General features: G+C 40.9%; 23 protein-coding genes and 1 tRNA gene. 12 read left to right on the top strand and 12 right to left on the bottom strand.

Annotated elements, in window-relative coordinates; translation table 11 throughout:
* Positions 1 to 72 precede the first annotated feature (72 nt).
* The 6 genes from ACT3SX_RS00685 to ACT3SX_RS00660 all read right to left on the bottom strand — a co-directional run bounded on the left by ACT3SX_RS00685 (position 73) and on the right by ACT3SX_RS00660 (position 4703).
* Positions 73 to 696, bottom strand: a complete 624-nt coding sequence (locus ACT3SX_RS00685) for a F0F1 ATP synthase subunit delta (RefSeq protein ID WP_192518628.1) — start codon at positions 694 to 696, stop codon at positions 73 to 75.
* A gap of 13 nt (positions 697 to 709) precedes the next feature.
* Positions 710 to 1180, bottom strand: a complete 471-nt coding sequence (locus tag ACT3SX_RS00680; protein ID WP_192518629.1) for a F0F1 ATP synthase subunit B — start codon at positions 1178 to 1180, stop codon at positions 710 to 712.
* Positions 1181 to 1297: 117 nt separating this feature from the next.
* The gene (gene atpE, locus ACT3SX_RS00675; protein ID WP_010197960.1) at positions 1298 to 1546 is read right to left on the bottom strand and encodes a F0F1 ATP synthase subunit C; all 249 of its coding nucleotides are present in this window, start codon (positions 1544 to 1546) and stop codon (positions 1298 to 1300) included.
* Between the two features lie 36 nt (positions 1547 to 1582).
* Positions 1583 to 2449, bottom strand: a complete 867-nt coding sequence (gene atpB / locus ACT3SX_RS00670; protein WP_192518630.1) for a F0F1 ATP synthase subunit A — start codon at positions 2447 to 2449, stop codon at positions 1583 to 1585.
* A 691-nt stretch (positions 2450 to 3140) separates the two neighbouring features.
* On the bottom strand, positions 3141 to 3539 hold the full coding sequence (locus ACT3SX_RS00665) for an ATP synthase subunit I (protein ID WP_192518631.1): 399 nt from the start codon (positions 3537 to 3539) through the stop codon (positions 3141 to 3143).
* A gap of 279 nt (positions 3540 to 3818) precedes the next feature.
* The gene (locus ACT3SX_RS00660) at positions 3819 to 4703 is read right to left on the bottom strand and encodes a metal ABC transporter solute-binding protein, Zn/Mn family (protein WP_192518632.1); all 885 of its coding nucleotides are present in this window, start codon (positions 4701 to 4703) and stop codon (positions 3819 to 3821) included.
* Between the two features lie 169 nt (positions 4704 to 4872).
* Here ACT3SX_RS00660 and ACT3SX_RS00655 point away from each other — a divergent pair, with 169 nt between their 5' ends.
* From ACT3SX_RS00655 to gluQRS, 6 genes are all read left to right on the top strand, one after another.
* Positions 4873 to 5436: a Fur family transcriptional regulator gene (locus tag ACT3SX_RS00655; RefSeq protein WP_192518633.1), complete on the top strand. Its 564-nt coding sequence runs from the start codon at positions 4873 to 4875 to the stop codon at positions 5434 to 5436.
* A 121-nt stretch (positions 5437 to 5557) separates the two neighbouring features.
* The gene (locus ACT3SX_RS00650) at positions 5558 to 6364 is read left to right on the top strand and encodes a metal ABC transporter ATP-binding protein (RefSeq protein ID WP_192518634.1); all 807 of its coding nucleotides are present in this window, start codon (positions 5558 to 5560) and stop codon (positions 6362 to 6364) included.
* A gap of 99 nt (positions 6365 to 6463) precedes the next feature.
* Positions 6464 to 7282: a metal ABC transporter permease gene (locus ACT3SX_RS00645; RefSeq protein WP_192518635.1), complete on the top strand. Its 819-nt coding sequence runs from the start codon at positions 6464 to 6466 to the stop codon at positions 7280 to 7282.
* A 430-nt stretch (positions 7283 to 7712) separates the two neighbouring features.
* Positions 7713 to 8561 (top strand): metallophosphoesterase, encoded by an 849-nt coding sequence (locus tag ACT3SX_RS00640; RefSeq protein WP_192518636.1) that lies wholly within the window; start codon positions 7713 to 7715, stop codon positions 8559 to 8561.
* Positions 8562 to 9144: 583 nt separating this feature from the next.
* Entirely contained in the window at positions 9145 to 9582 is a 438-nt protein-coding gene (gene dksA / locus ACT3SX_RS00635) for an RNA polymerase-binding protein DksA (RefSeq protein ID WP_192518637.1), read from the top strand.
* A gap of 272 nt (positions 9583 to 9854) precedes the next feature.
* Positions 9855 to 10796, top strand: a complete 942-nt coding sequence (gene gluQRS / locus ACT3SX_RS00630; protein ID WP_192518638.1) for a tRNA glutamyl-Q(34) synthetase GluQRS — start codon at positions 9855 to 9857, stop codon at positions 10794 to 10796.
* A 103-nt stretch (positions 10797 to 10899) separates the two neighbouring features.
* On the opposite strand, the gene ftsW is transcribed toward gluQRS, so the two are convergent.
* Both ftsW and murD read right to left on the bottom strand, forming a co-directional pair.
* Positions 10900 to 12096, bottom strand: a complete 1197-nt coding sequence (gene ftsW / locus ACT3SX_RS00625; RefSeq protein WP_192518639.1) for a putative lipid II flippase FtsW — start codon at positions 12094 to 12096, stop codon at positions 10900 to 10902.
* Between the two features lie 266 nt (positions 12097 to 12362).
* Positions 12363 to 13775, bottom strand: a complete 1413-nt coding sequence (murD, locus tag ACT3SX_RS00620) for a UDP-N-acetylmuramoyl-L-alanine--D-glutamate ligase (protein WP_192518640.1) — start codon at positions 13773 to 13775, stop codon at positions 12363 to 12365.
* A gap of 600 nt (positions 13776 to 14375) precedes the next feature.
* On the opposite strand from murD, the gene ACT3SX_RS00615 reads away from it, so the two are divergent.
* The 4 genes from ACT3SX_RS00615 (at position 14376) to ACT3SX_RS00600 (ending at position 19042) form a co-directional block, all read left to right on the top strand.
* Positions 14376 to 15875, top strand: coding sequence for a SulP family inorganic anion transporter (locus ACT3SX_RS00615; protein WP_192518641.1), 1500 nt, complete (start codon positions 14376 to 14378; stop codon positions 15873 to 15875).
* A 148-nt stretch (positions 15876 to 16023) separates the two neighbouring features.
* Positions 16024 to 16878 (top strand): universal stress protein, encoded by an 855-nt coding sequence (locus tag ACT3SX_RS00610; protein ID WP_192518642.1) that lies wholly within the window; start codon positions 16024 to 16026, stop codon positions 16876 to 16878.
* 483 nt (positions 16879 to 17361) lie between these two features.
* Entirely contained in the window at positions 17362 to 17700 is a 339-nt protein-coding gene (locus ACT3SX_RS00605) for a P-II family nitrogen regulator (protein WP_010197981.1), read from the top strand.
* Positions 17701 to 17779: 79 nt separating this feature from the next.
* The gene (locus ACT3SX_RS00600) at positions 17780 to 19042 is read left to right on the top strand and encodes an ammonium transporter (RefSeq protein ID WP_192518643.1); all 1263 of its coding nucleotides are present in this window, start codon (positions 17780 to 17782) and stop codon (positions 19040 to 19042) included.
* A gap of 114 nt (positions 19043 to 19156) precedes the next feature.
* Here ACT3SX_RS00600 and ACT3SX_RS00595 read toward each other — a convergent pair whose 3' ends face one another.
* The 3 genes from ACT3SX_RS00595 to ACT3SX_RS00585 all read right to left on the bottom strand — a co-directional run bounded on the left by ACT3SX_RS00595 (position 19157) and on the right by ACT3SX_RS00585 (position 21030).
* On the bottom strand, positions 19157 to 19540 hold the full coding sequence (locus tag ACT3SX_RS00595) for a DUF2147 domain-containing protein (RefSeq protein WP_192518644.1): 384 nt from the start codon (positions 19538 to 19540) through the stop codon (positions 19157 to 19159).
* A gap of 266 nt (positions 19541 to 19806) precedes the next feature.
* Complete coding sequence (locus ACT3SX_RS00590) at positions 19807 to 20070, bottom strand: hypothetical protein (RefSeq protein ID WP_192518645.1); 264 nt, start codon at positions 20068 to 20070, stop codon at positions 19807 to 19809.
* Between the two features lie 63 nt (positions 20071 to 20133).
* A complete protein-coding gene (locus ACT3SX_RS00585; protein WP_225739093.1) occupies positions 20134 to 21030 on the bottom strand; it encodes a DNA/RNA non-specific endonuclease in 897 nt (298 codons plus the stop codon).
* 130 nt (positions 21031 to 21160) lie between these two features.
* Here ACT3SX_RS00585 and ACT3SX_RS00580 point away from each other — a divergent pair.
* Positions 21161 to 21251 (top strand) — tRNA-Ser (locus ACT3SX_RS00580).
* 283 nt (positions 21252 to 21534) lie between these two features.
* The gene (locus ACT3SX_RS00575) at positions 21535 to 22896 is read left to right on the top strand and encodes a tyrosine-type recombinase/integrase (RefSeq protein ID WP_192522964.1); all 1362 of its coding nucleotides are present in this window, start codon (positions 21535 to 21537) and stop codon (positions 22894 to 22896) included.
* 42 nt (positions 22897 to 22938) lie between these two features.
* Here the strand turns inward: ACT3SX_RS00575 and ACT3SX_RS00570 are convergent, their stop codons facing one another.
* The gene (locus tag ACT3SX_RS00570) at positions 22939 to 24036 is read right to left on the bottom strand and encodes a hypothetical protein (RefSeq protein WP_442062785.1); all 1098 of its coding nucleotides are present in this window, start codon (positions 24034 to 24036) and stop codon (positions 22939 to 22941) included.
* Positions 24037 to 24510: the final 474 nt, after the last annotated feature.

Genomic DNA, 24510 nt, shown 5'->3' with positions numbered 1-24510 from the left:
TGATAACCCGCCCACTGACTTAAATGCTCTTACTATCACGCAGGTATTATAGAGCTGCGTTGATGAATGGCATTAGGCAGTTAGCTGTGTTTTTAACTGTTGTAACTTGCCGCGCATCGAATCATCAATGACTTTGTCACCGACTTTTATCGTAGCGCCTGCCAATAGACTTGGATCGACCGACTCATGAATCACGACACTACCGTTTAGTGATTCGGCAAGGCGCATCTTAATCGTTTCACGCTGAACGTCAGTCAATGGGTAGGCAGTAGTCACATATGCGTCAAGCTGCTTTAAGCTTATGGCCTTGTGATGACGATAATGCTCATAAACTTCAGGAAGCAGCGCTAGACGCTCTTGATCTGCCAGCTGCTTAATAAAATTAGTGAGCGCTGGTGATACTTTAGGATAGCTAATATTATTGCCATAACGAGAGCCTTTGCTCTCACCTAATAGCTGTTTAAAAGCAGAACCATTATCACCAGCTACTTGTGAGTCATAAAGATCAACCAAAGCAGCTGACTTATGCTCAGCCGTAACAGCTGGATTTTCTAGCCAAGTACGAAAAGCTTTGTCATTGACAACTGTACTGGCGATAAACAAGAAATTCTCCCACTCATCTACAGCCCCGTTTTCATTGGCATAGTCAAACGCGGCTCTAGCGTAGGGTCGTGCTAAGGTTGATAAGTCAGCCATTATATCCTCACAGTTACAGCTTCGCCGCCAGTTGGTCTAGCATACTGGCATGTTTTTGCACATCGACTTTGTCTTGCAAAATCTTTTCTGCACCAAGCACAGCCAGTTCAGCAACTTGAGCACGTAATGACTCACGTGCTTGATTGATTTCTTGGTCGATAGACGCTTGCGCCTGTTGACGAATGCGCTCGGCTTCCGTTTGGGCTTGCATTTTTGCATCTTCGACAAGCTGATTGGCACTCTTGTTTGCTTGCTCAATTAGAGCAGCAGCTTTAGTCTTTGCAAGATCAAGCTCCTGCTGGACATCTTGCTCCGCGGTCGCTAAATCTGCTTTTGCTTTTTCTGCGGCACTCAAGCCTTCAGCAATTTTACGCTGACGCTCATTAATGGCGCCGATAAGTGGTGGCCACACGAATTTCATGCAAAAAACCACAAATATTGCAAAAGCAATGGCTTGACCGACGAGTGTAAAATTGATATTCACGTGATCACCTCTTTGTTAATGAAAAATCAGTTTCATTGATCATGTTTGGCAGTCAAATCTTGACTATATTTGATAGAAAACTTCCGAATACCAAACATTTACAACTGAGCTTTCGGATTAACCTGCTAGAGGGTTAGCGAATAACAATAGCATAGCAATACCAACACCGATCATCGGAATAGCATCAAGAAGACCTGCTACGATGAACATACGAGTTTGCAATTGTGAGCCAAGTTCTGGCTGACGCGCAACACCTTCTAAGAACTTGCCACCTAGAATAGCAAAACCAATACCTGTGCCAAGTGCGCCAAGACCGATAAGTAGCGCTACTGCGATAACTGTGTAACCACCTAATACTGGATCCATTGATGTATCCTCATTTACCTATTGAATAATGTCTAATTAATGTTCAGTTGATGATGCAAGCGACATGTAAACTATCGTCAGCATCATAAATACGAACGCTTGAAGTGTAATAACTAAGATGTGGAAGATAGCCCACGGTACCGATAACGCCCATTGAATCCAAAACGGCATTAGAGCAATCAGTATAAAAATCAATTCCCCAGCATACATATTACCGAATAGACGCAAACCAAGTGATACTGGCTTAGCAATCAAAGTAACAGCTTCTAAAATGAAGTTGATGGGGATTAAAATAGCTTGGATAATTGGGTTTTTGGCACCAAATGGGTGTAGTGTTAACTCACCTATAAATCCGCCAAGACCTTTTTCTTTAATACTATAAAATATAATCAATGCAAAGACAGAAAATGACATGCCAAGCGTGATATTAGGATCGGTTGTTGGAACAATCTTGAAGAACACGTGATGAGGATCATGACCCATTGCAGCACCAACTTGTCCTGCAAGACCTGGAATGAAGTCAACGGGTATTAAATCCATCAAGTTCATTAAGAAGATCCACACAAAAATGGTCAACGCTAGTGGCGCAATCAATTTTGAAGTACCACTGTACGAATCACGAACGTTGTTATCAACAAACTCAACGATCAATTCAATCGCTGCCTGAGTTTTGCTTGGCACGCCTGAAGTGACTTTTTTGGCAACCATCCAAAAGATGGCACAAAATAAAATACCCAGACCAACTGACCAAAGCATAGAATCAAGATGGATAGCATTAAAACCCATTGCCCCTGCTTCTTCAGCAGTATGGGCAACTTTCCAACCTTCGCCCGGCAAATAGCCATACGTCCAATTCGTTAAGTGGTGAGAGATATATTCTGATGATGTTTGCTCGGCTGCCATAATGTAAGCTTCTTATTAATCAACGATTTAATCAACTACCAAAAATATGGTTGTCATCTGATGAGGTTTTAGCGTGCTATCTAACATGCTGATAAGCCAGCAAATAACTGACACTAAAACGCTCATGTAACCAATAACATCCAACCCATAGTTCTATTACTAATGTACGGATTTGATAGCCGCAAATGAATTTTAGCTATCAAAAAAGGGCTTATGATAATTCAGTAATAGCCCTTGCATATGTACGCAAAATTATTATATATGTGTTCACTTACTGTCGTATTTTGACGACTAACGCCTTGTATAGCGTTCATAAGCAAAATATTTAGCTGTCTATCTTAATGCAGCGTTGTATTCGTGTAAAGTCAATTATCAAATTTTTATTCGTTGTATGAATAAGTTAGCTACTGTTAATATTTTCTAACATAACTTTGTGTCTATAATCTATCTGCAATCTATTTGCAAAAATAGTTTTGATAAATAATAACAGTAACTTAATCTGCTCTACCCTATCACTATATTTTGACACACTACGTTCATTTCGAATAATTATACAAAAATTTTACGATCGCTAGCACTGTCTTAAGACAGACTTTTATGTTTTGACATTTTAGAACTAGTCATAGAGAAGTTGGACGGCAGGGTGGCTTTCATAAAAATATTAATCATATAACTATATCTATAGTTAACACTAACGTATATACCACAACATCCAACTGTGACTAATTTGCATTACCATAAAACCGATAAACAGCGCAGGCGCAGATAGGGGTTGTACGGTAATAAAAATTAGTGCGAAACCCAACATGGCTAATAGCCACTTGGCCATCTGTCCTCGATATAGCTGGCTAACAATATGTTGGCGCGCGCGATATCCAGTATACCAAAAAATAAACCCAGCAAATATAGATTGGCTAGAAAAGCTAAGTAACGCACCGAGAGCGGCACTTTTTGTTACGGTAAGCTCACTATGCAACCAAACAGCATCTATGACCCAAGCAATAATTATGAGAATAAATAATATCCATGCTTGGCGTTTGATATAGATGCCAATCTTATCTTTTTGCGTGCGTTTAGCAGGCTTGGTCATCAGTATTCCTATAGCCTTACAACATTAGGATAATTTAGCATGCTTCTGATACTTTTATCCGTGAATCGTTTACCCTACAGGTATTACCTTTATAACCAAAATCAAACGCCACTTATTATAAGGAGCATGTGCGTGTTAAGCAAGTAAAATCTGAAACTTGTCAACTATTTAGCAGACACATGACTCAAGATAGATTATTCTGAAGTTCAAATCACTATATTTGAGTCATGGTAATATTTATTTGGTGAATACTTATTTAGTGGATATTTATACCTACTCTTAGTTACCATCAATACAATTATTAATTTGTTGTGCCATTTGCATCCACCCTTCTACGAAATCTTTGCTAGAGCTCATATCTTCGATTTGTATGGTTGTTTTCACAGGCTGTAGCTTGGCAAGCAAACCTTTCGGAACAGTGCCCTGATTGACCATACACATCTGATCAACAGGACGGTTTTCATTCAACCAGCGTAACTGACTGGCTTTTGGAGAAAGGTGATGATCTGGGCTCAAACTACCTGCTAACTTTATATGAGCCGCTTTTTCGATATATTGATACGCATCATGATAAACCCAGTAAGGACGATTTTTCTGAGCGTCTTGTTGTATATCAGCAACAGCTTTATCCATGCGTTCAGCAAACTTTTTAACATTAGATTGATAGGTATCTGCATACTCTGGATTAGCGCGGCTATGTATCACTGCTAGTGCACGGGTGATGGCTTTGGCGTTTTCAGGATCTAGCCAAATATGTGGATCAAGTGTGTTCTCAATCGGTACGCCTTTTACATCACGCAGCGGATAACGATTAAAAGCATTAAAATCAAACATAGCAATCGCGTTGGGGGCGGTTTGTAAACTACCAGTTAAGCTATTTTCTAGTGCAGGACCAAACCAGACGACAAACTTACTGTCTTTAATGGCCTTGATATCGCTTGGGCTGACGCTCCCGTGATGCCCTACATCGCCTGCTTGTAGAATTCTATTGGCTGATGGTGTTCCCTCAGTCACCGCTTCACTGAGTAAAAACATCGGATAGTTGCTCACACTAACCGTTGCTGCTTGGGCGTTTAGCGTTAAGAACCCTAGTACTGCTCCAGAAATTAGCAGACGTTTTATCTTGATAACTGGACGTAATAACTGATTGAAAGCTGATTTCATAATAGATGTCTTTGATATATGAGTAATGGTTTGTAAATACTATATTTGATGCAAACTAAAGGTATGACAGATAAACTAAGGTCGCTTATCTGCCTTGCTTTTTATTATGTTATACTATAACAATAAAAAATATAATAAAACAGCCATTTTATTTTTAGGAGTTCGCACTATGTCTACCCATTCATCAGATTGTGAACATTTACATGATGTGCAAGATTTTACACCGCATGACGTTGTCGAGCGCTTAACAGCAGCAAAGGAACAATGTCAGTTAAGTGGTGCACGCTTTACGTCATTGCGTCAACAAATATATCAGTTAGTATTAGAAGCCAATAAACCCATTGGTGCCTACGATTTAATCGCCCAACTACAAGATATGCGCCTGTCAGACTCTGAAACCAGTGATGACAATAAGAAGCCTCACTCGCAAAAGCCCTCATCAAAAAAACAAACCAAAAAAAACGTCGCTCCACCTACAGTTTATCGCAGTTTGGAGTTTTTATTGAGCGAAGGTTTAATTCATCAGTTGACGTCTATTAACGCTTATATTCCTTGCTGTCACCCAAGGGCACAGCATACGGCAGCTTTCCTGATCTGTGATCAGTGCCAGCGTGTACAAGAATGTAGCAGCTTACCAGTACAAGAGATGATGAGCTTTGCTGAGCAAGATGTTGGGTTTGTTGTGGAGAACAGTGTGATTGAGCTTAGTGGTCGATGCCAAGCGTGCCAGTAATATATGAGCATTTGAACTTCTGTACTTAAACGTCAGTATTTGTATATGATGATATGCTCTAACTCTCTATAGCAATATTCTGATTACCTCTATCCTTTACTTATCCATTTGTTGTCATATTATGAGCCTCTCTTCTACCTTAATATCTAATCAGCCGCCCTCCCCTACTGCTGATAACCCTACCGCGAACGATACTAAACAGCTGCTAAGCTTGAGCAATATCAACTACCATGTCGGACCGCAACGTATTCTCTCAAATATCAATATTGATATTACTACCAATGAGACGGTGAGCCTGGTTGGGCCTAATGGTGCTGGTAAATCAACGCTAGTCAAACTAATTTTGGGTTTGATTGAGCCGACTCAGGGCAACATAACTGCGCATCAACCACTGCGACTTGGCTATGTACCGCAGCGATTTACAGTCCCGCCAATATTGCCCTTGCGAGTCAGCGACCTGCTGAATCAAGCAAATAAAAACCGGTTAACCGTAGAGCAACGCCAGTTCATATTTGATAATTTAGCATTGACGCATTTGCTATCACGGCAGATGCTGCACTTGTCAGGTGGTGAAACACAGCGCGTTTTATTAGCCCGAGCCTTATTAGATAAACCCAATTTATTAATTTTGGATGAACCTATGCAAGGGCTTGATCCTGATACTGAAGTTTGGCTGTATCAATTCATTGATACGCTCCCAGATTTCTTGCGTTGTGCCATGTTGGTGATATCCCATGATCTACACTGGGTAATGAGAGGCAGTCGACGCGTTATTTGCCTCAACAAACATATCTGCTGCGAGGGACAACCAAGCGAACTGGCCATTAGCACCGAATTTAAAAAACTATTTGGTCATTACTATGAGCAGCCTTATGTGCATCAGCCACATGCTTGCCAGCATCACGCACCAAATGAGATCGAACCATAACCATCAAAACCCCACATATTACGGCTGTGTTTAGTCCGATGTTTTTGACATTTACTGATACCGTCTTAAGACCTTATAAAAATTTTACGGATATTTATTATGACCACTTGGTTAGCCATTATCGCTCCTGCTTGGATTGCTGGCAGCATTTTAGCATTACTATCAGCACCTTTAGGGTGTTTGGTGTTGTGGCGCCGTATGGCATTTTTTGCTGATGCTCTAGCACATGGCACCTTACTAGGTGTGGCCTTAGCCGCTTGGTGGCAAATTCCCATGGGCATTGGTGTCTTGCTAGTCAGTGTCATGGTAGTGTTAGGACTGGTATTGATTGATGATGAACGTCTACCTGCAGATGCCGTACTGGCGGTCGTTGCCGTATCATTACTGTGCTTGGGTTTATTGACCCTCACACAGCTAACCGACCAACAATCCAACGTCTTGGGGTTTTTGTTTGGCAATCTATTAGAGCTCGATTGGGCTGACTTGCCTTTACTCGCGGGTAGTGTGCTAGTGGGTTTGGGCTTACTACGCTATATATGGCCAGCACAAATTAAGCTTGCTACTCACGAAGCACTGGCACGTATTCAGGGCATTAACCCAACACGTCAACGATTGTTTTTTATGGGAATATTGGCAGGGTTCTGTGCCGTTGCGCTACAAGCGGTCGGTAGCTTGCTGATCAGTGGTTTGTTGGTATTACCAGCACTCACCGCACGCTTATGGGTGACCTCACCCAAACAAATGGTCGTCATATCATTACTTATCGCGCAGCTTGGGGTCACATTGGGCGTTTGGGGTAGTATTTGGTTAGATATTCAGACAGGACTGTCTATTGTATTAATATTGGCTATTTTATTTTTTATCGCACTTATTTTTTCAAAGTTAATAACCTCAAAATTTTGGGTAGCACGCTCTTAAAGGGTGCCATTAATTCAATTAATAGTCGTTTGAACAAGCCAAACATATCGTTAAATAACAGGGTAATGTTTTGATACTATCGAATTTATCCGTGCTATTTTCTCATTTTTATCCCCATTTTTAAAAAGGAGAACATGCTAGAGTGACTAAGTAACTACCCTAAAAGCATTTTTTATTGTATTATCCGACTTTATTTGATTAGTATTTCTAGAGCTTTGATTCACTTTATGTTATAAACTTTCCCTAATATTATCAGTATTATAATGAATAAAAAGCTGCCTATAATGATGATTGCAAGTATAGTGTGGTAACTACCATTAAATACTATATCGAATGGGAAAATAAGTAGTGAAAACAAATCACAGCGACTCATTTATTTACAGTCATTTTGACAGCATGAAATGTTCTGACTCAATAAGGAAGTGGCCCAATGCCAACCTATCCTGTCAGTAAAATCAGCACGCCAGATAAGCAGGTCAATGTATTGCAAGTCACTGATTTGCATTTATCGACGCCTGTTGATTTTATGTCTGACAATGATAGTAGTGATCATGATAAACCTGCTATTTATCAACATAGCTTTGAGAAAGTACTTCAGCAAGCATTAAGCGCAGATATGCGCTGTGATTTAATCTTGGTAACTGGTGACTTAGTTAATAAAGTTGAGCCTGTCATTTATGATCATATCTTCAAAGTATTACAAGCAACTGGTGTTCCTTTTGCTTGTATTGCCGGCAATCATGATGTGACTGATGAGATTGACAGTCATTTGCCCTTCCCTCAGCGCACGCTGGTCGGGCGTTCTACCGACCCTCGTTTATTAAGTCAACATATTATCGAAACCGATCATTGGCAGTTATTGTTATTAGACTCATCTATTACAGGTAAAGTGGCAGGAGAAGTAACACCTGATGATATTGACTGGTTGTGCAAGAGACTCAGTGCCTGTGATAAACCTGCATTGATCGCCCTCCACCATCATGTCGTACCAGTAAACTCTGCCTGGATTGATAACCATATGGTAGAAAACAGCGAGAGATTTTGGCAATATATGGCGGCATTTGAGCATCTAAAAGTAATCATAAGCGGACATATTCATCAAGAGCAAGTTCGCCACCGTCAAGACGTTACCGTCTATAGCACACCGTCTACTTGCTATCAGTTTATGCCTAATGAAGATAGCTTTGCCTACGATAACGACGCTCTACCTGGTTATCGTTGGTTGCAATTAGGCAACAATGGAAAGGTTGCAAGCTGGATTGAAAGACTGGATACTTGACGCCCAGTTTGATTGCTCCAAATATCAATTAAATCTGTTTTATATCAATATTTTGGTTAATATTCCTTGATTAAATATATAATGGCTAACCAAGTAAAGTTGCTATTAAGATAAAAAATAACTTCATTATTATTAAAAACAATGATACAACTTATAAAATAAAGCGAAGACCACCTAATATTTGATATTAGGCAAAATCATAATAGCTAGGATGGCTAAGTTGAGTAAAAAGGGTCGTTTTTTCCGTCAGCAGTTGGTGACATATTTTAGGCATTACGATATCTAGTCAGTTCCATGTAACTTAGAGAAAAAGAAGGTGAGTGAGCGCTGGGCAAGTAGTAGGCTAAGCAAGCCTGACACCGTATCTTCTTTATCTGGCATTGACTATATTTAAATAAAAACAGGTATAAGTATATGTCTGACCATCGATATATTCATACTATTAGACCAACTGTGTTACTTGTGTTACCAAGTGGTAAAACGTTTTATAAATGGACCACATTACAATGTTCGTAAAATTAATAACGTGCTATCTGTTGATACGTCGTTTTATTGAATTAATTTGAAAAAGTAGGATACCCATATGAGCACCGTGACCACGAACCCGAGTGAAGTAAAGTTTACTCCTTATGTGCCAGCCAAAGACGAAGAGTATATGTCTGATGCTCAATTAGAGCATTTCAGGGCTATTCTGTTGGACTGGAAAAACCAATTGATTGGCGAAGCAGATCGTACCAAGACTTATATTCAAGATGAGTCAAGTTCCATGCCAGATATCAATGATCGTGCCACCCAAGAAGAAGAGTTTGCCTTAGCATTACGTACACGTGACCGTGAACGCAAGCTCATTCGCAAAATCGATAAATCGATAGCAGAAATAGAAAATGATGACTATGGCTTTTGTGAGACTTGTGGTGTAGAGATTGGTCTTCGTCGCCTAGAAGCACGCCCAACAGCCACTCAATGTATTGATTGTAAAACACTATCTGAAATTAAAGAACGTCAAAACCAAGGCGCTTAAAGAAGATATTGTGTATGACTTTCAATTATCAGTAGTAAGCATTGACAGTCATAAAAACCTAAGAGTAAGTAAGAATGAGCGACCATATATTGGTCGCTCGTTGCGTTTTAGGCTATCGCTTTTTTAGTCCATGGTTTATAGTAATCATGACAAATGTAAGCCACAATAAAATTGATGCATTTAATAAATATCTTTTTTGGCTCATCCTTATTATCCTAGTGGTATAACACTACTATCGATAACCCCTTATTTTGAAAAGCATCTAGACACCTATGTCCATTTCAAACGTATCCACTCAGCCTATTGGTCGATTTGCACCTTCACCTACTGGCGAACTACATCTTGGCTCTTTAACCACTGCTCTTGCTAGCTTTTGCCATATAAAATCACTCGGTGGTCAGTGGTTATTGCGTATCGAGGATACTGATACTGAACGCTGTGATAAGCAGTTTACTGAGCAAATCTTGATCGATCTGGAAGCGCTTGGACTACAATGGGATGGCGATATCATTTATCAGTCTGAGCGTATTGATATCTATAATGATTATCTCAATTCAACCCTATGGCCGCTCACTTATGGTTGCCAATGCTCACGTAAAGACTTAGAACAATATTGGTCACAAGAGCAACAACGCCCACATCATACCCACAACCAATTACCACCAAATAGACATCGCTACCCACGTTGCTGTGTCACAGCGGACCTTGATAGAGAACGACATAAACTGCGCATACAGCTACCAAATTATAGGATTGGCTTTAATGATGGTATTCAAGGAATACAATGGGACAATCCTCAGCAAACCTTAGGTGATATGGTGGTACGTCGCCAAGATAATATGATTAATTATATTTTGGCAGCAAGTCTTGATGATGGGCTACAGCAGATTACACATGTCATGCGAGGATTGGATATCCTACCCATGACCACAGCACAAATTAGTATCATGCAAACAGCTGGTTTACCCGTTGTCGATCATTGGTATCACCTACCATTAATATGTAATCCGGATGGGCAAAAACTCTCCAAACAAAATCTCGCACAACCAATTGATACACGCAATCCAAGTCAATTAATCGCTCATGCACTGAAGCTATTGCAACAGCCAACTGTCGATAGAGATACGCCTGAAAACATGCTCAAGCAAGCAATTACCCAGTGGGACAATACACCGTTACAACACAAACACCAGTTGAACTTGCCTAACTTATAAACAGCGATACTTAAAAATAAACAACAAAAGCGCCGCTAGCTAGCGGCGCTTTTTGAGTAAATTACATGACACCAAACGTTTTTCGTGGAGTGCTCAGTGCGTTCTAATAATAACGACATTGATTTTTTTCTATCTCAGGACTTTCTTTATATATTTTTAGCAACAGCGCAACCATGACTAAACTAATCAACATAGAGGAACCACCATAGCTAAAGAACGGCATGGTCAAACCTTTGGTCGGAATCGCGCCCATATTCATCGCCGCATTAATGATAGTCTGTGCAATAAATACCACACCGATACCGAAAGCTGTATAGCTCATACGCATCTGCCGACGTTTCAAAGCATTATAGCTAATACGCATCGCACTACCGATAATCAGTGCTTCAAGGATGAGTATCATAGTCACCCCCACAAAACCTAGCTCTTCACCGGTAATCGCCAATAAAAAATCCGTGTGCGCTTCTGGTAAATGCGATAATTTTTGTACACTCTCTCCGTAGCCCACACCCGTAAACTGGCCACGACCAAAGGCGATCAAACTACGTGCTAGCTGATAATCTGTGTCTTGTACATCATCAAATGGATCTATAAATGACATCACACGTACCAATCGGTATTGCGCTGTTGTTACCATCAAAACCGCACCACCAACAGCCGCTGCAGCCAGTGCTAAAAAGTGCTTGTAAGGCGCACCAGCGATATAAAAAATCGCAAAGATAGTACCTAGAATCACGACAAAAGAACCAAAGTCCGGCTGTGATAATAACAACATAGTAATGAGAGCCACCACCAGCATAATTCGTAAAAAGCCATCCAAGCCATTACGAACCTCAAACGAGCGACGCACCACAAAATCAGAGACAAAAACAATCATGACCAATTTAGCCAATTCTGCCACCTGAAAGTTAAACACGCCCAAATCTAGCCAACGCTTGGAGCCGTTAATCGGCGTACTAAACAATGTTGCCACTAGCAAAACGCCTGTAATACCTAATAAAACAAACTGCGTTTCAGTCTTATATAGCGTTCGTAAAGACACCATATAATAAGGAATAGCGGCCATAATTAGCCCGATTGTCATGTACAACAGCTGATTTTTGAAGAAGTGCAGCTCGGTCATACCACGACTAAGTGCAAAAGGAATAGAAGCAGAGGCCACCATCAACAAACTGAGCACCAGCATACAGCCGACGCTTGATATTAAAACAGCGCGTGCGGATGGCATAGAAAGAATACCATCAGAGCCAGTAGCTTGTTTTGATTGAGAGGAAGAACGAAAAAAAGAAGAGATCGCCATAATTTTATATACACTAACGAACGAAAAACACGGCGTCTATAAAACGCCACCGTTTAAAAAAATATAAGATAAATCAAACCAAAGTAAATAATTCGGCATATTACGTGATTAACTGGTTATGATTGACAGTAGCAGTAATCTATAATCAAAACAATCATTTATACAGAAAATGCTTGCTTAAGATAAAGAATCGTTCAGTAGCGGCTTATCACGTCATTTGATTATTTATCAAAATACTTAGTGAGCAATCATACGAACCTGTTTACTTACCCACCTGCTAGTTGGCTAACCAATTGACTAAAATGCTCACCACGAGCCACAAAGCCACTATATTGGTCAAAGCTCGCACAGGCGGGTGACAATAATACGGCTTGCACTTGCGATAAGCTACTCGATGTCACTTGCTGAATCATGGCAAAAGCATTTTCTAAATTTTGGCATTGATGTAGTGCCACATCAGCACTTATATCAGCGTCTCGTAGATGCTGCTCAATCAATTGCGAGTCATCACCGATGAAAATCACTTGGCTAACGTATCTATTAATAAAGGGCGTCAGCTCACCAAATTGTTGGCCTTTACCTTGTCCGCCTAAAATCAATAATAGCTTACCGTCTTTTGGGGCATAAACAGCGCCTAAACCTTCGATGGCTGCCATGGTTGAGCCAATATTAGTGCCTTTTGAATCATTAAAATAATCAATGTCAGCAACCTTTGCTACATATTGGCAACGGTGTTCAAGGCCTGTAAACTGCTGCAAGGTATTTAGCATACCATCAATGGGTAAGCCAACAAGCTCACCAAGTGCTAATGCTGCCTGTGCATTGAGTAAATTATGACGTCCTTTAATCAACAGTTTATCTGCCGATAGTAGCCTTTCTGTACCATGAGCAAGATAAATTTGACCTTCAGGGTCAGTAATGAGTCCATAGTGCCCCTTATCAGGAGCATGAATACCAGTGCTCACTCTCGGTAAATTGTCGGCAACCAATGGGCGCGTTAATGCGTCTTCACGATTAACGACCACAGACTTAGCACCCTGAAAGATACGATGTTTGGCTTGGTGATAACCAAGCATATCACCATGACGATCTAGATGATCGGGCGACATATTCAGAACCGTTGCCACCTGTGCACCTAGATTGGTTACAGTCTCTAACTGAAAGCTAGACAGCTCAAGTACTGCAAGCTCCATATCAGGATTGTCCAATAAGTTAAGTGCAGGTATACCAATATTACCACCGACGCCAACATTGACGCCCGCATCCGCTGCCATCTGCCCAACCAATGTAGTCACGGTACTTTTGGCATTAGAGCCTGTAATAGCCACTATTGGTACTGTGCAGGCTTCACAAAATAGCTGGATATCACTAACCACTGGAATATGAGCTTGACGTGCCGCAGCAACAGCTGGCGTAGCAAGAGAGATACCAGGGCTGATAATAATACGGGCTGCTTGCTGTAAAAGTTCAGCATCAATCTCGCCAAATTGGCGAATATCAATATCAACTGGTAATTGATCCGCTAAACCAGGATGTGCCTGAGCATCAGTGACTGCTACCTGATAACCTTGATTGGCCAAATAACGCGCTACGGACAACCCCGATTGACCTAAGCCAACCACGACTTGTAGACCATTGCCTTTATGAAGTAAGGCATCAGTTGCAGTATTAGCGGTCATATTTATTCCTTTTATTGGTCGGACAAAATGGTATTAAGTAAATCGACTTTATCAAGCAGTAAAGGATGCCATGGATATGAAAAGCATCATAACGGCATCCTCCGGATTTCGGTACTGATTTTTTCTGACTTTATGCTATTATGCGCCTGTTTTTATATTGCGTGGCTAGTGCTATAATAACCGCCCTAATCTGTATGTGACTAGGTGTTGAGCCAGGCCTTTTAGTTTAGCATGTTGTCCTATTCAACATACAATTGTCACATCTCTTTTAGCAAAGATTCTTACTTCTACCGCGACAAGTCATTGCTCATTTCACCAGTTGTTATTGTAGGTATACTTTTCAAGTACCTTACACTAAACAATCTGCTTTGAGTTATGGTCAAGTGTTTAATATATCCTAATTATTGGCAAGCGTATTTGTGACACCAGTAACAAATCAGTAGACATACTTATTATCAATTTTTAATAATTCAATGCCTCCACATGACTCAATGCCTGTCGTGGCATAAGAAAGATGGACAGCTACCTTTGTAGCGACGCGATCATTTTATTAATGAGTAATGATTACTTTTTTTACCCCTAACCCTATGCAGTTTACTTATGACATCTTTTATTGATAATTTACGTGACGAGTGGTTTTCCAATATTCGCGGTGACGTCTTATCAGGTTTGGTAGTCGCACTAGCACTCATCCCTGAAGCCATTGCCTTTTCTATTATTGCTGGTGTTGACCCAAAAGTCGGCTTATACGCCTCCTTCTGTATCGCCGTCGTCATCAGTTTCGTCGGTGGTCGCCCAGGTATGATTTCGGCAGCGACCGGCGCAATGGCACTGGTGATGGTTGATTTAGTTGCCGATCATGGTTTGCAATATTTGCTCGCTGCGACTTTATTATGCGGTGTGATTCAGGTTGTAATGGGTATTTTAAAGCTGGGCAACTTAATGCGCTTTGTCTCGCGCTCAGTAGTCATTGGCTTCGTCAATGCGCTAGCAATCTTGATATTTGCCGCACAGCTGCCTGAGCTAAACCCGATGACTGAACGTGTTGGTATGACGGTATATATCATGACAGCCGTAGGCCTAGCGATTATTTATCTGTTTCCACTCATTCCAAAGATTGGTCGCGTGATTCCCTCTCCGCTTGTCTGTATCGTTGGCTTGACCGCTGTTGCCATGTACATGAACCTCGATATTCGTAACGTCGGTAGTATGGGTGATTTACCAGATTCATTACCAATGTTCTTATTACCTGATATTCCATTGAACCTAAACACCTTGCTAATTATCGCGCCTTACTCTATCGCATTGGCTGTCGTTGGCTTATTAGAGTCTATGATGACTGCGACAATCGTCGATGAACTAACCGATACGCCAAGTGATAAAAATAAAGAATGCCGTGGTCAAGGTATTGCCAACGTGGTATCAGGTTTCTTTGGTGGCATGGCAGGCTGCGCCATGATTGGTCAGTCGATGATCAACGTCAAATCTGGTGGACGTACACGTTTATCAACCATGATTGCGGGTGTGGTTTTATTAATTATGGTGGTATTCCTAAGCGAGTGGGTCAGCCAAATTCCAATGGCAGCATTGGTTGCCGTCATGATTATGGTATCTATTGGTACTTTTAACTGGCAATCTCTTCGTGAATTCAAAACCCACCCAATGTCCTTTAACATTGTCATGCTAGCGACTGTATTGACCACAGTGTTTACGCATAACTTAGCTTATGGTGTGGGCGTCGGTGTCCTACTATCTGCTCTGGCATTTGCCAATAAGATTGGTCAATTCTTGACCATCTTTAGTGAATATGACGAAAGCTCTAATACCCGTTATTATTATGTGCAGGGCCAAGTGTTCTTTGCTTCTACGACGCAGTTTTTGCATAGCTTTGATACTAAAGAAGCCTTAGACAAGGTACAGATTGATGTTAGTCAAGCCCACTTTTGGGATGTTAGTGCGATTGATACGTTAGACAAACTGGTCATGCGCTTGCAGCGCGAAGGGATTGATGTCAAAGTAGTAGGACTCAACAAAGCCAGCCGTACGATGATTGATCGCTTCTCTGTTCATGATCGACGAGATATTGGCTTATTAGATTAAGCAATGCTGCACTTATAAAGTGAGTGCTGACTAATTACGAAGTAATTTAAGAAACAGCTGTATTGGTTGATAGAGTTGGGTAAATATTGACATCCCATTCTGACACCAAGCAGCTGTATTTTTATGACTAGAATGATTTGGTGTTCTTATGAGTAATTTGAAACTAGATAGCGTAATCGCCTGCTTGGACTGCCCTGATCATGTACAAGCAGTGCTAGAAGCTAGCATGTGGGCGTCTACGCGCTTACAAGCACCTATTGGACTACTGCACTCTGTACCGAGCTTGCAACAAAAAGCGGCGTTAAATTATTCTGGCTGTTTAAATGTCGATGATGAAAATATGCTGCTCGAGCAATTTACAACCAAAGAAAACTTAGGTAACTATGAGCTAAAGTCACAAGGTAAATTGCTCCTGCACCAAGCCACTACCTACTGCGATCAGCAGCATCACAAACTAACCACTTATACCTTACATCGGCATGAAAACCTCAGCGAAAGTATCGATTATGTCGACGATAAAGCACAGCTCATCGTTATAGGCCACAATGTCACCTGTAAAGCAACGTTGAGCCAACTGATTCGAGTCAGTCACTGCCCCATTTTGGTGACTCATGCACCATTTTTGCCCCCTGCTACTGCTTTGTTTGCCTTTGACAACAGCCCAACCTGCCATAAGCTGCTCAATTGGCTATGCAAAACAGCACTTATTCGTGCACTCACCGTTCACATTGTCATGGTAGGCAAAGAAAGTTCTGAGAACTGTGATGCCCTGCGTGAAGCCTATGCAAGGCTCAAACAAGCAGGCATTAAAGCAAAAAAAGCATTGCTTGACTGCCGCGATGTCACTGCTGCTTTGAACTATTATCAAAATGAAAATAATATCGGCCTACTCATGACCGGAGCTTTCGGCCAGTCTCGTATTCGCGAGCTACTACAAGGCAGCGACACAAAAAAGCTACTGGGCAGCACCAAAACACCGTACCTCCTATTTCCTAAAGGCTAGGCTCACACTGGCCTGTCACTGAACTGCTAACTATTTTCGTCTTTTCAGGTACAGCGCACGAGTACTTATGTCAAGCGCTGTCACCTATTCATGCGACTTATCACCTTACTCTCTAAAGCTTTTGTTAAGCCTAATTTTCAATGCATTTTCATATAGTGAATCAATTTAGCAAATCATCACATGAAATACATGGATCGCCTCCCCAAGCACCTAAAAAGTTGGTTATAATAAAGTTTTCGTTGATTCAACGCCAACGGTTGATACACGCTATTTATGTGCATAACAATAGTGCTTACCGTGGTAGCATAGTTTGTACTCCTTGCCATAAAAATAAAAGTTTTTGAGCACAAACCCCCAATCTTACCTATCCCCCTTGAGTAAATTGGCACAGTTCTTGAATAACTTATTAGTAAGCATGGCAGCGAGACGATGTACCACAATGCCTCTATCAACCTGCAGCATCACACAAATAAGGAATATTTTATGAAGCTAATCACTGCGATCTTAAAACCGTTTAAGCTCGATGATGTACGTGAAGCGCTTTCTGACATCGGTGTCAAAGGTGTCACCGTAACTGAAGTTAAAGGTTTCGGTCGCCAAAAAGGTCATACAGAACTTTATCGTGGCGCAGAATACGTGGTGGACTTTTTACCGAAAGTAAAAGTCGAAGTGGCTGTTATCGATGAGATGGTCGAACCTGCTATCGAGGCGATCACTCGCATCGCTAGCACTGGCAAAATTGGTGACGGAAAAATCTTCGTGACCGCGCTTGAACAAGTCATTCGTATCCGTACGGGCGAGACAGGTCCTGATGCTATTTAAGGCATATGACTAACCTATAAATATAGAATTATAGAATCACACCGATAGCTATATTGCATCAATTCAAGGGGGAATTAATATGCAAAATCAAATCTTCGAGCTCCAGTACGCACTTGATACGTTTTATTTTTTGATATGTGGGGCGCTAGTCATGTGGATGGCAGCGGGCTTCACTATGTTAGAAGCTGGCCTGGTTCGTTCAAAGAACACCGTTGAAATCTTAACCAAAAACGTCGCACTTTTCTCTATCGCTTGTACTATGTACATGATATGTGGCTATGCCATTATGTACGGTGGCGACTTGTTTTTAAGTGGTATCGCAGGTGACGATACATTAGTAGCCAGTGCTTTAGCTACTTCAGCTGAAAACGGCTTTGATGGTGACTCTGTCTACTCTGCTGCATCTGACTTTTTCTTCCAAGTGGTGTTTGTCGCAACTTGTATGTCAATTGTTTCAGGGGCTGTGGCTGAACGCATGAAGCTTTGGGCCTTTTTGCTATTCGCCGTGGTGATGACTGGTGTCATCTATCCACTAGAAGGTAGCTGGACTTGGGGTGGCAATGATGTGTTTGGCATGTTCAACTTAGGTGACATGGGCTTTTCTGATTTTGCAGGTTCTGGTATCGTTCACATGGCAGGTGCTGCTGCAGCATTAGCAGGCGTATTACTATTAGGAGCACGTAAAGGTAAATACGGTCCTAACGGCGAAATACGTGCTATTCCAGGTGCCAACCTACCATTAGCAGCACTTGGTACTCTCATCTTGTGGATGGGCTGGTTCGGATTTAACGGTGGTTCAGTACTCAAACTTGGCGATATCGCTAGCGCAAACTCGGTTGCTATGGTCTTTTTGAATACTAATGCAGCTGCAGCTGGTGGTGCAATTGGTGCTTTAATCATAGCGCGCCTTATCTTTGGCAAAGCTGATTTAACAATGCTCTTAAATGGTGCACTTGCAGGACTGGTTGCTATTACAGCTGAACCATCTACTCCAACTGCATTGCAAGCAACACTCTTTGGCATGATTGCTGGTGTTATCGTGGTGCTATCTATTTTAGCCTTAGACAAAATCAAAATAGATGACCCAGTCGGTGCTATTTCAGTGCATGGTGTTGTTGGTTTATTTGGTCTATTAATCGTACCGATTACCAATCCAGCGGCTTCGTTTGTAGGTCAGATTGCTGGTGCTGCTACTATCTTTGTTTGGGTGTTTGTTGCCAGCTTAATCACTTGGGCAATTATCAAAGCAGTCATGGGCATCCGTATCTCTGAAGAAGATGAGTATGAAGGTGCAGATATAGCAGAGTGTGGTATGGACGCATATCCAGAGTTTGTAAGATAAGAACTTTAAGCTTATCTTAAAATCTATACCATAAAAATCCCGCATCACCAAAAGGTGTTGCGGGATTTTTTTATATCTATATCAGTAAAATCTCATATCAATAAAGAGTTTGTACTATTTCTTTTTCCATGTTTGACTGCGTGAAAACGGACCAAGATAACCTTTTAGACTTAGAGTACTACCCTTTAAACTTGCAGTCATACGATAGTCTTTCCCTTTCTCAGGATCAGTGATTGTACCACCACTATATTTACCACCGCCATCAGCCTTCAACCCTTTAATCACTCTCGTACCAACGTATTTTTTGCCTGTCGATGAATTGGTCGCGATCAGTGTACCAGTTAGTACTCCATTTGATTCAGTAATTTTTACGGTGCCTTTTGGCTTGCCTTCATCAAATGTCTGCCATGTCGTATTGGCTAGCGGATCAGCGGCAAATGCCATACTGGCTAAACTAATACCTGCAACGGCTAATGTGGTTTTTGTAAATAATTTCATAGATTGACTCCCTTCATACAATGATTGCTCGAAACATTATGTTCCTGCTATTCTACGCCTATCCTTTGCTAGAATCTTTTATTACAAGCTTTGCGCTCTGAGATTAATTGAAAACAAACAGCCGCTATTACTTATTAAGTTATATGTACTAAACAGCTTTTAGCAAAAATAAGCGCTGCCTTGCCTCATTATAAGCAATTTTTGTATTTTGCCTAGTAGTTTTTTATAGTTTATAATTCCTATAAAAACAAAACTATATCAAATAGTTATAAAAAAGGATTGTCTATATCCTTATCTGATTGGTCATCCTTTTCTTTTGACTTGTCTTCCTCGTTACTATAAAGCTTATGCTTATCAAAGGCTTGCATCATTCTAGCTGTCAGCTCGTGTAATTGCTTCGCTTGTTGATATCCAGTGTCATCTAAAGTCACATCGATATCACCGTAAATGGTGATTTTGTCTTTCTGATTTTCTATGACAAGGTCGCCAATTTGCATACTTTGGTGATTGTTGGCAAATGGTTCAATCATGTGGTCGCCGCTCCTATTAATAACATTTTATTTTTCAGTATGACATCCCTTCATTGAGGCGCTCTACGCTTGTAGTTGTACCAGAAGCCATTTAATAATCTCCCAAATAAATAGCATCCAAGTAGGCTCTTCTTCTGGCTCAGCAGCAGGGAGGTCCGAGCTATCACCAGCTTTTAATGGTAAATCAAAAGCTTGTGCTTTAGTTTGCGAGTCAAGCACGGGTAAGACATCAATTCCTATTTCACTGGCTAAATCATGGACACTAATGATCTCTATCCGCTCGGATTCATCATTTGGTGCGTAGTACACCCCTGCTTGATTGGTCGCTGGAATATAGACGGCCTTAAAAAAATGACTGGGTACAAGCACGCGATCAGCGAGCTGCTTGGTTTTTTTGTCAGTGAAAGCAACGCCGGTCACTGTATATATTTCGCCATATTGCTGAGTCATATAGCGGGTCGCTGATTCGATATTACGCCAGATATAACGGTTGTTGCGCGGTGACTGCGGTGCAATATTGGCCAAACTAAAGCTGTCATATTGCTGACTGCGATTGGCCATGTCGGCATTGGGTGCCAAATGTCCACGATCATAGCCAGAACCTGAGTAATCTGATAATGAAGCACGCGCTGAGTCTGGTAACTTACTTTCTTCATGAAAGCTGTCTTCGCGATCAATCTCTCCGGCTTGCTGTAGTCGCTTGCGGTCTAAATGCTCTGCCGACCACAGTGGCGTACGTGATACACCTGAATACATAACTGCAAAGCCGTCCATGCATAGCTCTTGTGTCTTACTACTGAGTTTATCGTTGGTAAATTCGGGATAAACACCACCATAAAAAGACTCACTACACTGAGTAAAATCATCAGCATGTGCTGAAGCTATACTAACAGCAGCCATCATCACGGCCATGATAACGCTGTTTTTAAAATTATATTTAAGCCTACCAGAAATTCTCATTCAACTTTCAACCATCTGTGCTTGTTATTACGGGTACGCTATCCTAGCAGGGGTCTGCAAATAAAGAAAGATAAGGCGTAAGTGGTGACATTTTAAATGGTATCCGCTATACTTAGCCAGTCAAAAAAACGGTGAAGTGGGTGAGTGGCTGAAACCGCACGCCTGGAAAGTGTGTATACGTTCATAGCGTATCGAGGGTTCGAATCCCTCCTTCACCGCCAATCTTATAAAGCACTCCTTTTCCCACCTTGTCCTAAATACTCCCATATACCTCTGTAACCCTTTATAAATAACGCGTCTAGCGTTTTTTTTATGTCTAGTGTTTTCCCAATCTATCCGAATATAACCCACCTATCCCGTGGCTTGTGTTGGTCTATCTGTTGGTCTATGATTTCATTAGACCTCAAAAAGACCAACATTTAGGCTTTATAATTCAGCTTTAGACCAACGTTATATTTGTAACGCTTGAATTACAAGGCTTGGAAGCATAAGGAGTAGACCAACATGTTAAGCGATAGCAAAATCCGCAAGCTCAAACCAAGTGAAAAATGTACGCCTTCACGTCCTGACAAATATAGTGATCAGTATGGGCTACAGCTTTTAGTCCGTAGCACAAGCACAAAAACATGGATAAGCGCTTATCGCTTTGATGGTAAGCAGACACGCCTCACACTTGGCACTTACCCCATCATGTCACTCGCTGAAGCCAGACAAGCCAATACTGAGATTAAAGCGCTACTAGCAGATGGTATCGATCCAAAAAATAAAAAGCGTCAAGATAGGCTCAATAATGTTCATGCACAAAAATTCAATGATTATGCGTTAGACTGGCTCGCTGAACGTCAGCGTAACGTCAAGCCACGTACCTATCAGCAAGACTATAACCGTATGCATAAAGACGTGTTGCCCCACTTTGAAGGCATTGCACTAAAAGATGTAAGCTTTGAGGATTGTCGATCAATGGCAGATGAGATCGAAAAGCGTGTGAACAAAGACGGTGAGCCGCCACGCGAGGTAACCAGACGCACTATCGATCTGGTGGCTAATGTCTTAAGACGTGCCAAACGCGAACGCATCATTGAGCAAAATCCAATCGATGATCTAAAAGCACTCTATCCTAAAGCCAAAAGTCAGCACATGAAGCATGTAGATATCCATGAGCTGCCTGCCCTACTCCAAGCTATTGAGAATTATCATGGTCATGACCAAACCCGCTTAGGTATGAAGTTTTTAGCGTACTCATTTTGCCGCACCATTGAACTACGTATGATGAAATGGGCGCATATCGACTTTGCCAACCGTTTATGGCGTGTTGATATCGATAACCTTAAAATTGCACGTAAGCACGTTGTACCGTTGTCAGATCAGATGCTAGCAGTACTAGAGGAGATGAAACCCATCACAGGACAATATGAATATGTGTTCTATCATACGGGTATGCATCAGCCGTATAGTGAGGAGTTTATTAATAACGCGCTAGATATTCTAGGCTATGCTGGTAAGCAGACAGGTCACGGCTTTCGTCACATCGCCTCAACCAATCTTAACGAGCTTGGCTACATGGGCGACGCGATTGAAAAACAGATGGCACATGACAAAAAAAGTAACATACGCGCGGTTTATAACCATGCTCAGCATTTAGAAGAGCGCCGTAAGATCATGCAGGTTTGGGCTGACTTTTTAGACTTACTAAGAGACAAAGGCGAAGTTGTAGACTTTCAAACAGCGCGGCAGCAGATTGAGCAGTCAATAAGCGAGAATAAACAAGCATCACTGTTAGAAGTAGATAGCGAAACTCTGATACAGGCTTTGAAAGATAAGGGAGTTACTAGCAAAGACTTACAATCCTTGCTATCCGATAGATAAGCTAGCGCTAACTTAAATTGAGGGTTGCCTTAGAGTAACCCTCTAAGCATCTGTCTTTTCTACAATGAGACGCTCATACATCTGCTCTATCGAATCATTGATAACCTGATTTGCAGTAGAACCCTTCTGCTTCATTATCGCTTTTAACTTATCTTGATTTTTCTTATATATCTTAATGCTACCATTCTCTACCTGCTTCTTTTTACTATAATGCTTTTGTCCGTCCCATGCTTTTTTCATGCTATATAGCGTGTAGCTTCGTTCAGAGAAGCCTTTGTTCTTTTTAGTCCCTATATCAGCATTTTCAACATTGGACAAAACATCCAGACTTGCAAGAATAAGCTTGTATTTCTCTTCAATATTCTTTGGAATAAAGACCCTATCCAGAATAATTTGTTGAGGGTTTTTGGCACGTAGATATTCGTATATCCACTCTATCTGCTCCGTATTGGTAGCGTCTATCCATTTAGCATCTCTTGTCAAATCCAGCTGATTTTTGAAATATACGGCTTTAGCCTTAAGTACATTTTTTACTTGGAAATCGCCAAATGAATCAGCCTGATGCTCGTAACTTGGTAAGCTTTTTTCCCATAACTCTATAAATTCATTAGTTTGATAGCGTAAAACATATGTTACTGCGTCGATCAGCTCGTCTTTACCTTGATATGCACTATAGCAGATACCTTTTTCTATTAGATAAGCTAAAAACAGTGAATAACGCAAATTGTCCTTGAACCAGTCTAAATATGACTCGGGCAAGAGGTTATTTATCTTGTATTCGATTATATGGTTAAATTCAATTAAGGGTTCAGGATGATCTTGGAAGTATGACACTAAACTATTTTTATAGTCATCATCGTCAAGACCTATATTATCGACACCACGGCCATCCATCAGGTTTTTGCTGTACAACAATGCTCTAGCATCTTCAGTATTCATCTGTCTTAAAGCTTCAAAAAACCTTTCTATATTTGTGCGATCTCTTCTACATGCTTGAATAAACTCATCTGTTACAAACCTTAAAGTCTTAGAGTTTGCGTAGCGCATCGAGGCGTCATCAAAATTGCTTCGATCATAGTCATCGAACACTGGTAAAGAAACATCTAGCACTTCATAAAAGGTATCTATGCGTCGATTCATTATAGTTTTTTCCTTATAAACTTATAGATATATCTTAGTAAATTTAACACAAATTTGTAGTTTATCACTGGCTATTTTCTAGTATTTTTATAGCAACAAATTACGTCAGCAGTTGATAAATAAGCCCATAGAGCTAATTTATGCAATGTAAGCTTATTAATATAGTTCTATTAACCCAAAACCGTAACTCTATCCTCTTAATATAACCGAGTCTAGCGGTATTTTTAGTTTCCATACCCCCTAGGTTATGGGCATTAAAATGAGCCTTCTTAACAGCTTATTATATATTATTGTTTTTTATCGGCTGACCACTATGAGTATGTGATACGAATAACAATCATGTTTCTTGATAAACGATTATGAATTAACCCTTAATAATAGCGCCCTAAAATATTATGACTCTCCTCATGTATATGAACCTATACTGGAGAAATAAATCATGATCAACTCACCTAGACCCTCGCATCAAATTAA

Origin of the sequence: Psychrobacter sp. AOP31-B2-9, from assembly GCF_052378005.1 — a bacterium.
GTDB lineage: Bacteria > Pseudomonadota > Gammaproteobacteria > Pseudomonadales > Moraxellaceae > Psychrobacter.
This window is presented reverse-complemented; position numbering and strand designations above follow the sequence as displayed.

Bases quoted from the DNA above. Each gene is read 5' to 3' on its own strand.
- ACT3SX_RS00685 (WP_192518628.1), bottom strand. From the start codon at position 696: ATGGCTGACTTATCAACCTTAGCACGACCCTACGCTAGAGCCGCGTTT.
- atpE (WP_010197960.1), bottom strand. From the start codon at position 1,546: ATGGATCCAGTATTAGGTGGTTACACAGTTATCGCAGTAGCGCTACTT.
- atpB (WP_192518630.1), bottom strand. From the start codon at position 2,449: ATGGCAGCCGAGCAAACATCATCAGAATATATCTCTCACCACTTAACG.
- ACT3SX_RS00665 (WP_192518631.1), bottom strand. From the start codon at position 3,539: ATGACCAAGCCTGCTAAACGCACGCAAAAAGATAAGATTGGCATCTAT.
- ACT3SX_RS00660 (WP_192518632.1), bottom strand. From the start codon at position 4,703: ATGAAATCAGCTTTCAATCAGTTATTACGTCCAGTTATCAAGATAAAA.
- ACT3SX_RS00655 (WP_192518633.1), top strand. From the start codon at position 4,873: ATGTCTACCCATTCATCAGATTGTGAACATTTACATGATGTGCAAGAT.
- ACT3SX_RS00650 (WP_192518634.1), top strand. From the start codon at position 5,558: ATGAGCCTCTCTTCTACCTTAATATCTAATCAGCCGCCCTCCCCTACT.
- ACT3SX_RS00645 (WP_192518635.1), top strand. From the start codon at position 6,464: ATGACCACTTGGTTAGCCATTATCGCTCCTGCTTGGATTGCTGGCAGC.
- ACT3SX_RS00640 (WP_192518636.1), top strand. From the start codon at position 7,713: ATGCCAACCTATCCTGTCAGTAAAATCAGCACGCCAGATAAGCAGGTC.
- dksA (WP_192518637.1), top strand. From the start codon at position 9,145: ATGAGCACCGTGACCACGAACCCGAGTGAAGTAAAGTTTACTCCTTAT.
- gluQRS (WP_192518638.1), top strand. From the start codon at position 9,855: ATGTCCATTTCAAACGTATCCACTCAGCCTATTGGTCGATTTGCACCT.
- ftsW (WP_192518639.1), bottom strand. From the start codon at position 12,096: ATGGCGATCTCTTCTTTTTTTCGTTCTTCCTCTCAATCAAAACAAGCT.
- murD (WP_192518640.1), bottom strand. From the start codon at position 13,775: ATGACCGCTAATACTGCAACTGATGCCTTACTTCATAAAGGCAATGGT.
- ACT3SX_RS00615 (WP_192518641.1), top strand. From the start codon at position 14,376: ATGACATCTTTTATTGATAATTTACGTGACGAGTGGTTTTCCAATATT.
- ACT3SX_RS00610 (WP_192518642.1), top strand. From the start codon at position 16,024: ATGAGTAATTTGAAACTAGATAGCGTAATCGCCTGCTTGGACTGCCCT.
- ACT3SX_RS00605 (WP_010197981.1), top strand. From the start codon at position 17,362: ATGAAGCTAATCACTGCGATCTTAAAACCGTTTAAGCTCGATGATGTA.
- ACT3SX_RS00600 (WP_192518643.1), top strand. From the start codon at position 17,780: ATGCAAAATCAAATCTTCGAGCTCCAGTACGCACTTGATACGTTTTAT.
- ACT3SX_RS00595 (WP_192518644.1), bottom strand. From the start codon at position 19,540: ATGAAATTATTTACAAAAACCACATTAGCCGTTGCAGGTATTAGTTTA.
- ACT3SX_RS00590 (WP_192518645.1), bottom strand. From the start codon at position 20,070: ATGATTGAACCATTTGCCAACAATCACCAAAGTATGCAAATTGGCGAC.
- ACT3SX_RS00585 (WP_225739093.1), bottom strand. From the start codon at position 21,030: ATGAGAATTTCTGGTAGGCTTAAATATAATTTTAAAAACAGCGTTATC.
- ACT3SX_RS00575 (WP_192522964.1), top strand. From the start codon at position 21,535: ATGTTAAGCGATAGCAAAATCCGCAAGCTCAAACCAAGTGAAAAATGT.
- ACT3SX_RS00570 (WP_442062785.1), bottom strand. From the start codon at position 24,036: ATGAATCGACGCATAGATACCTTTTATGAAGTGCTAGATGTTTCTTTA.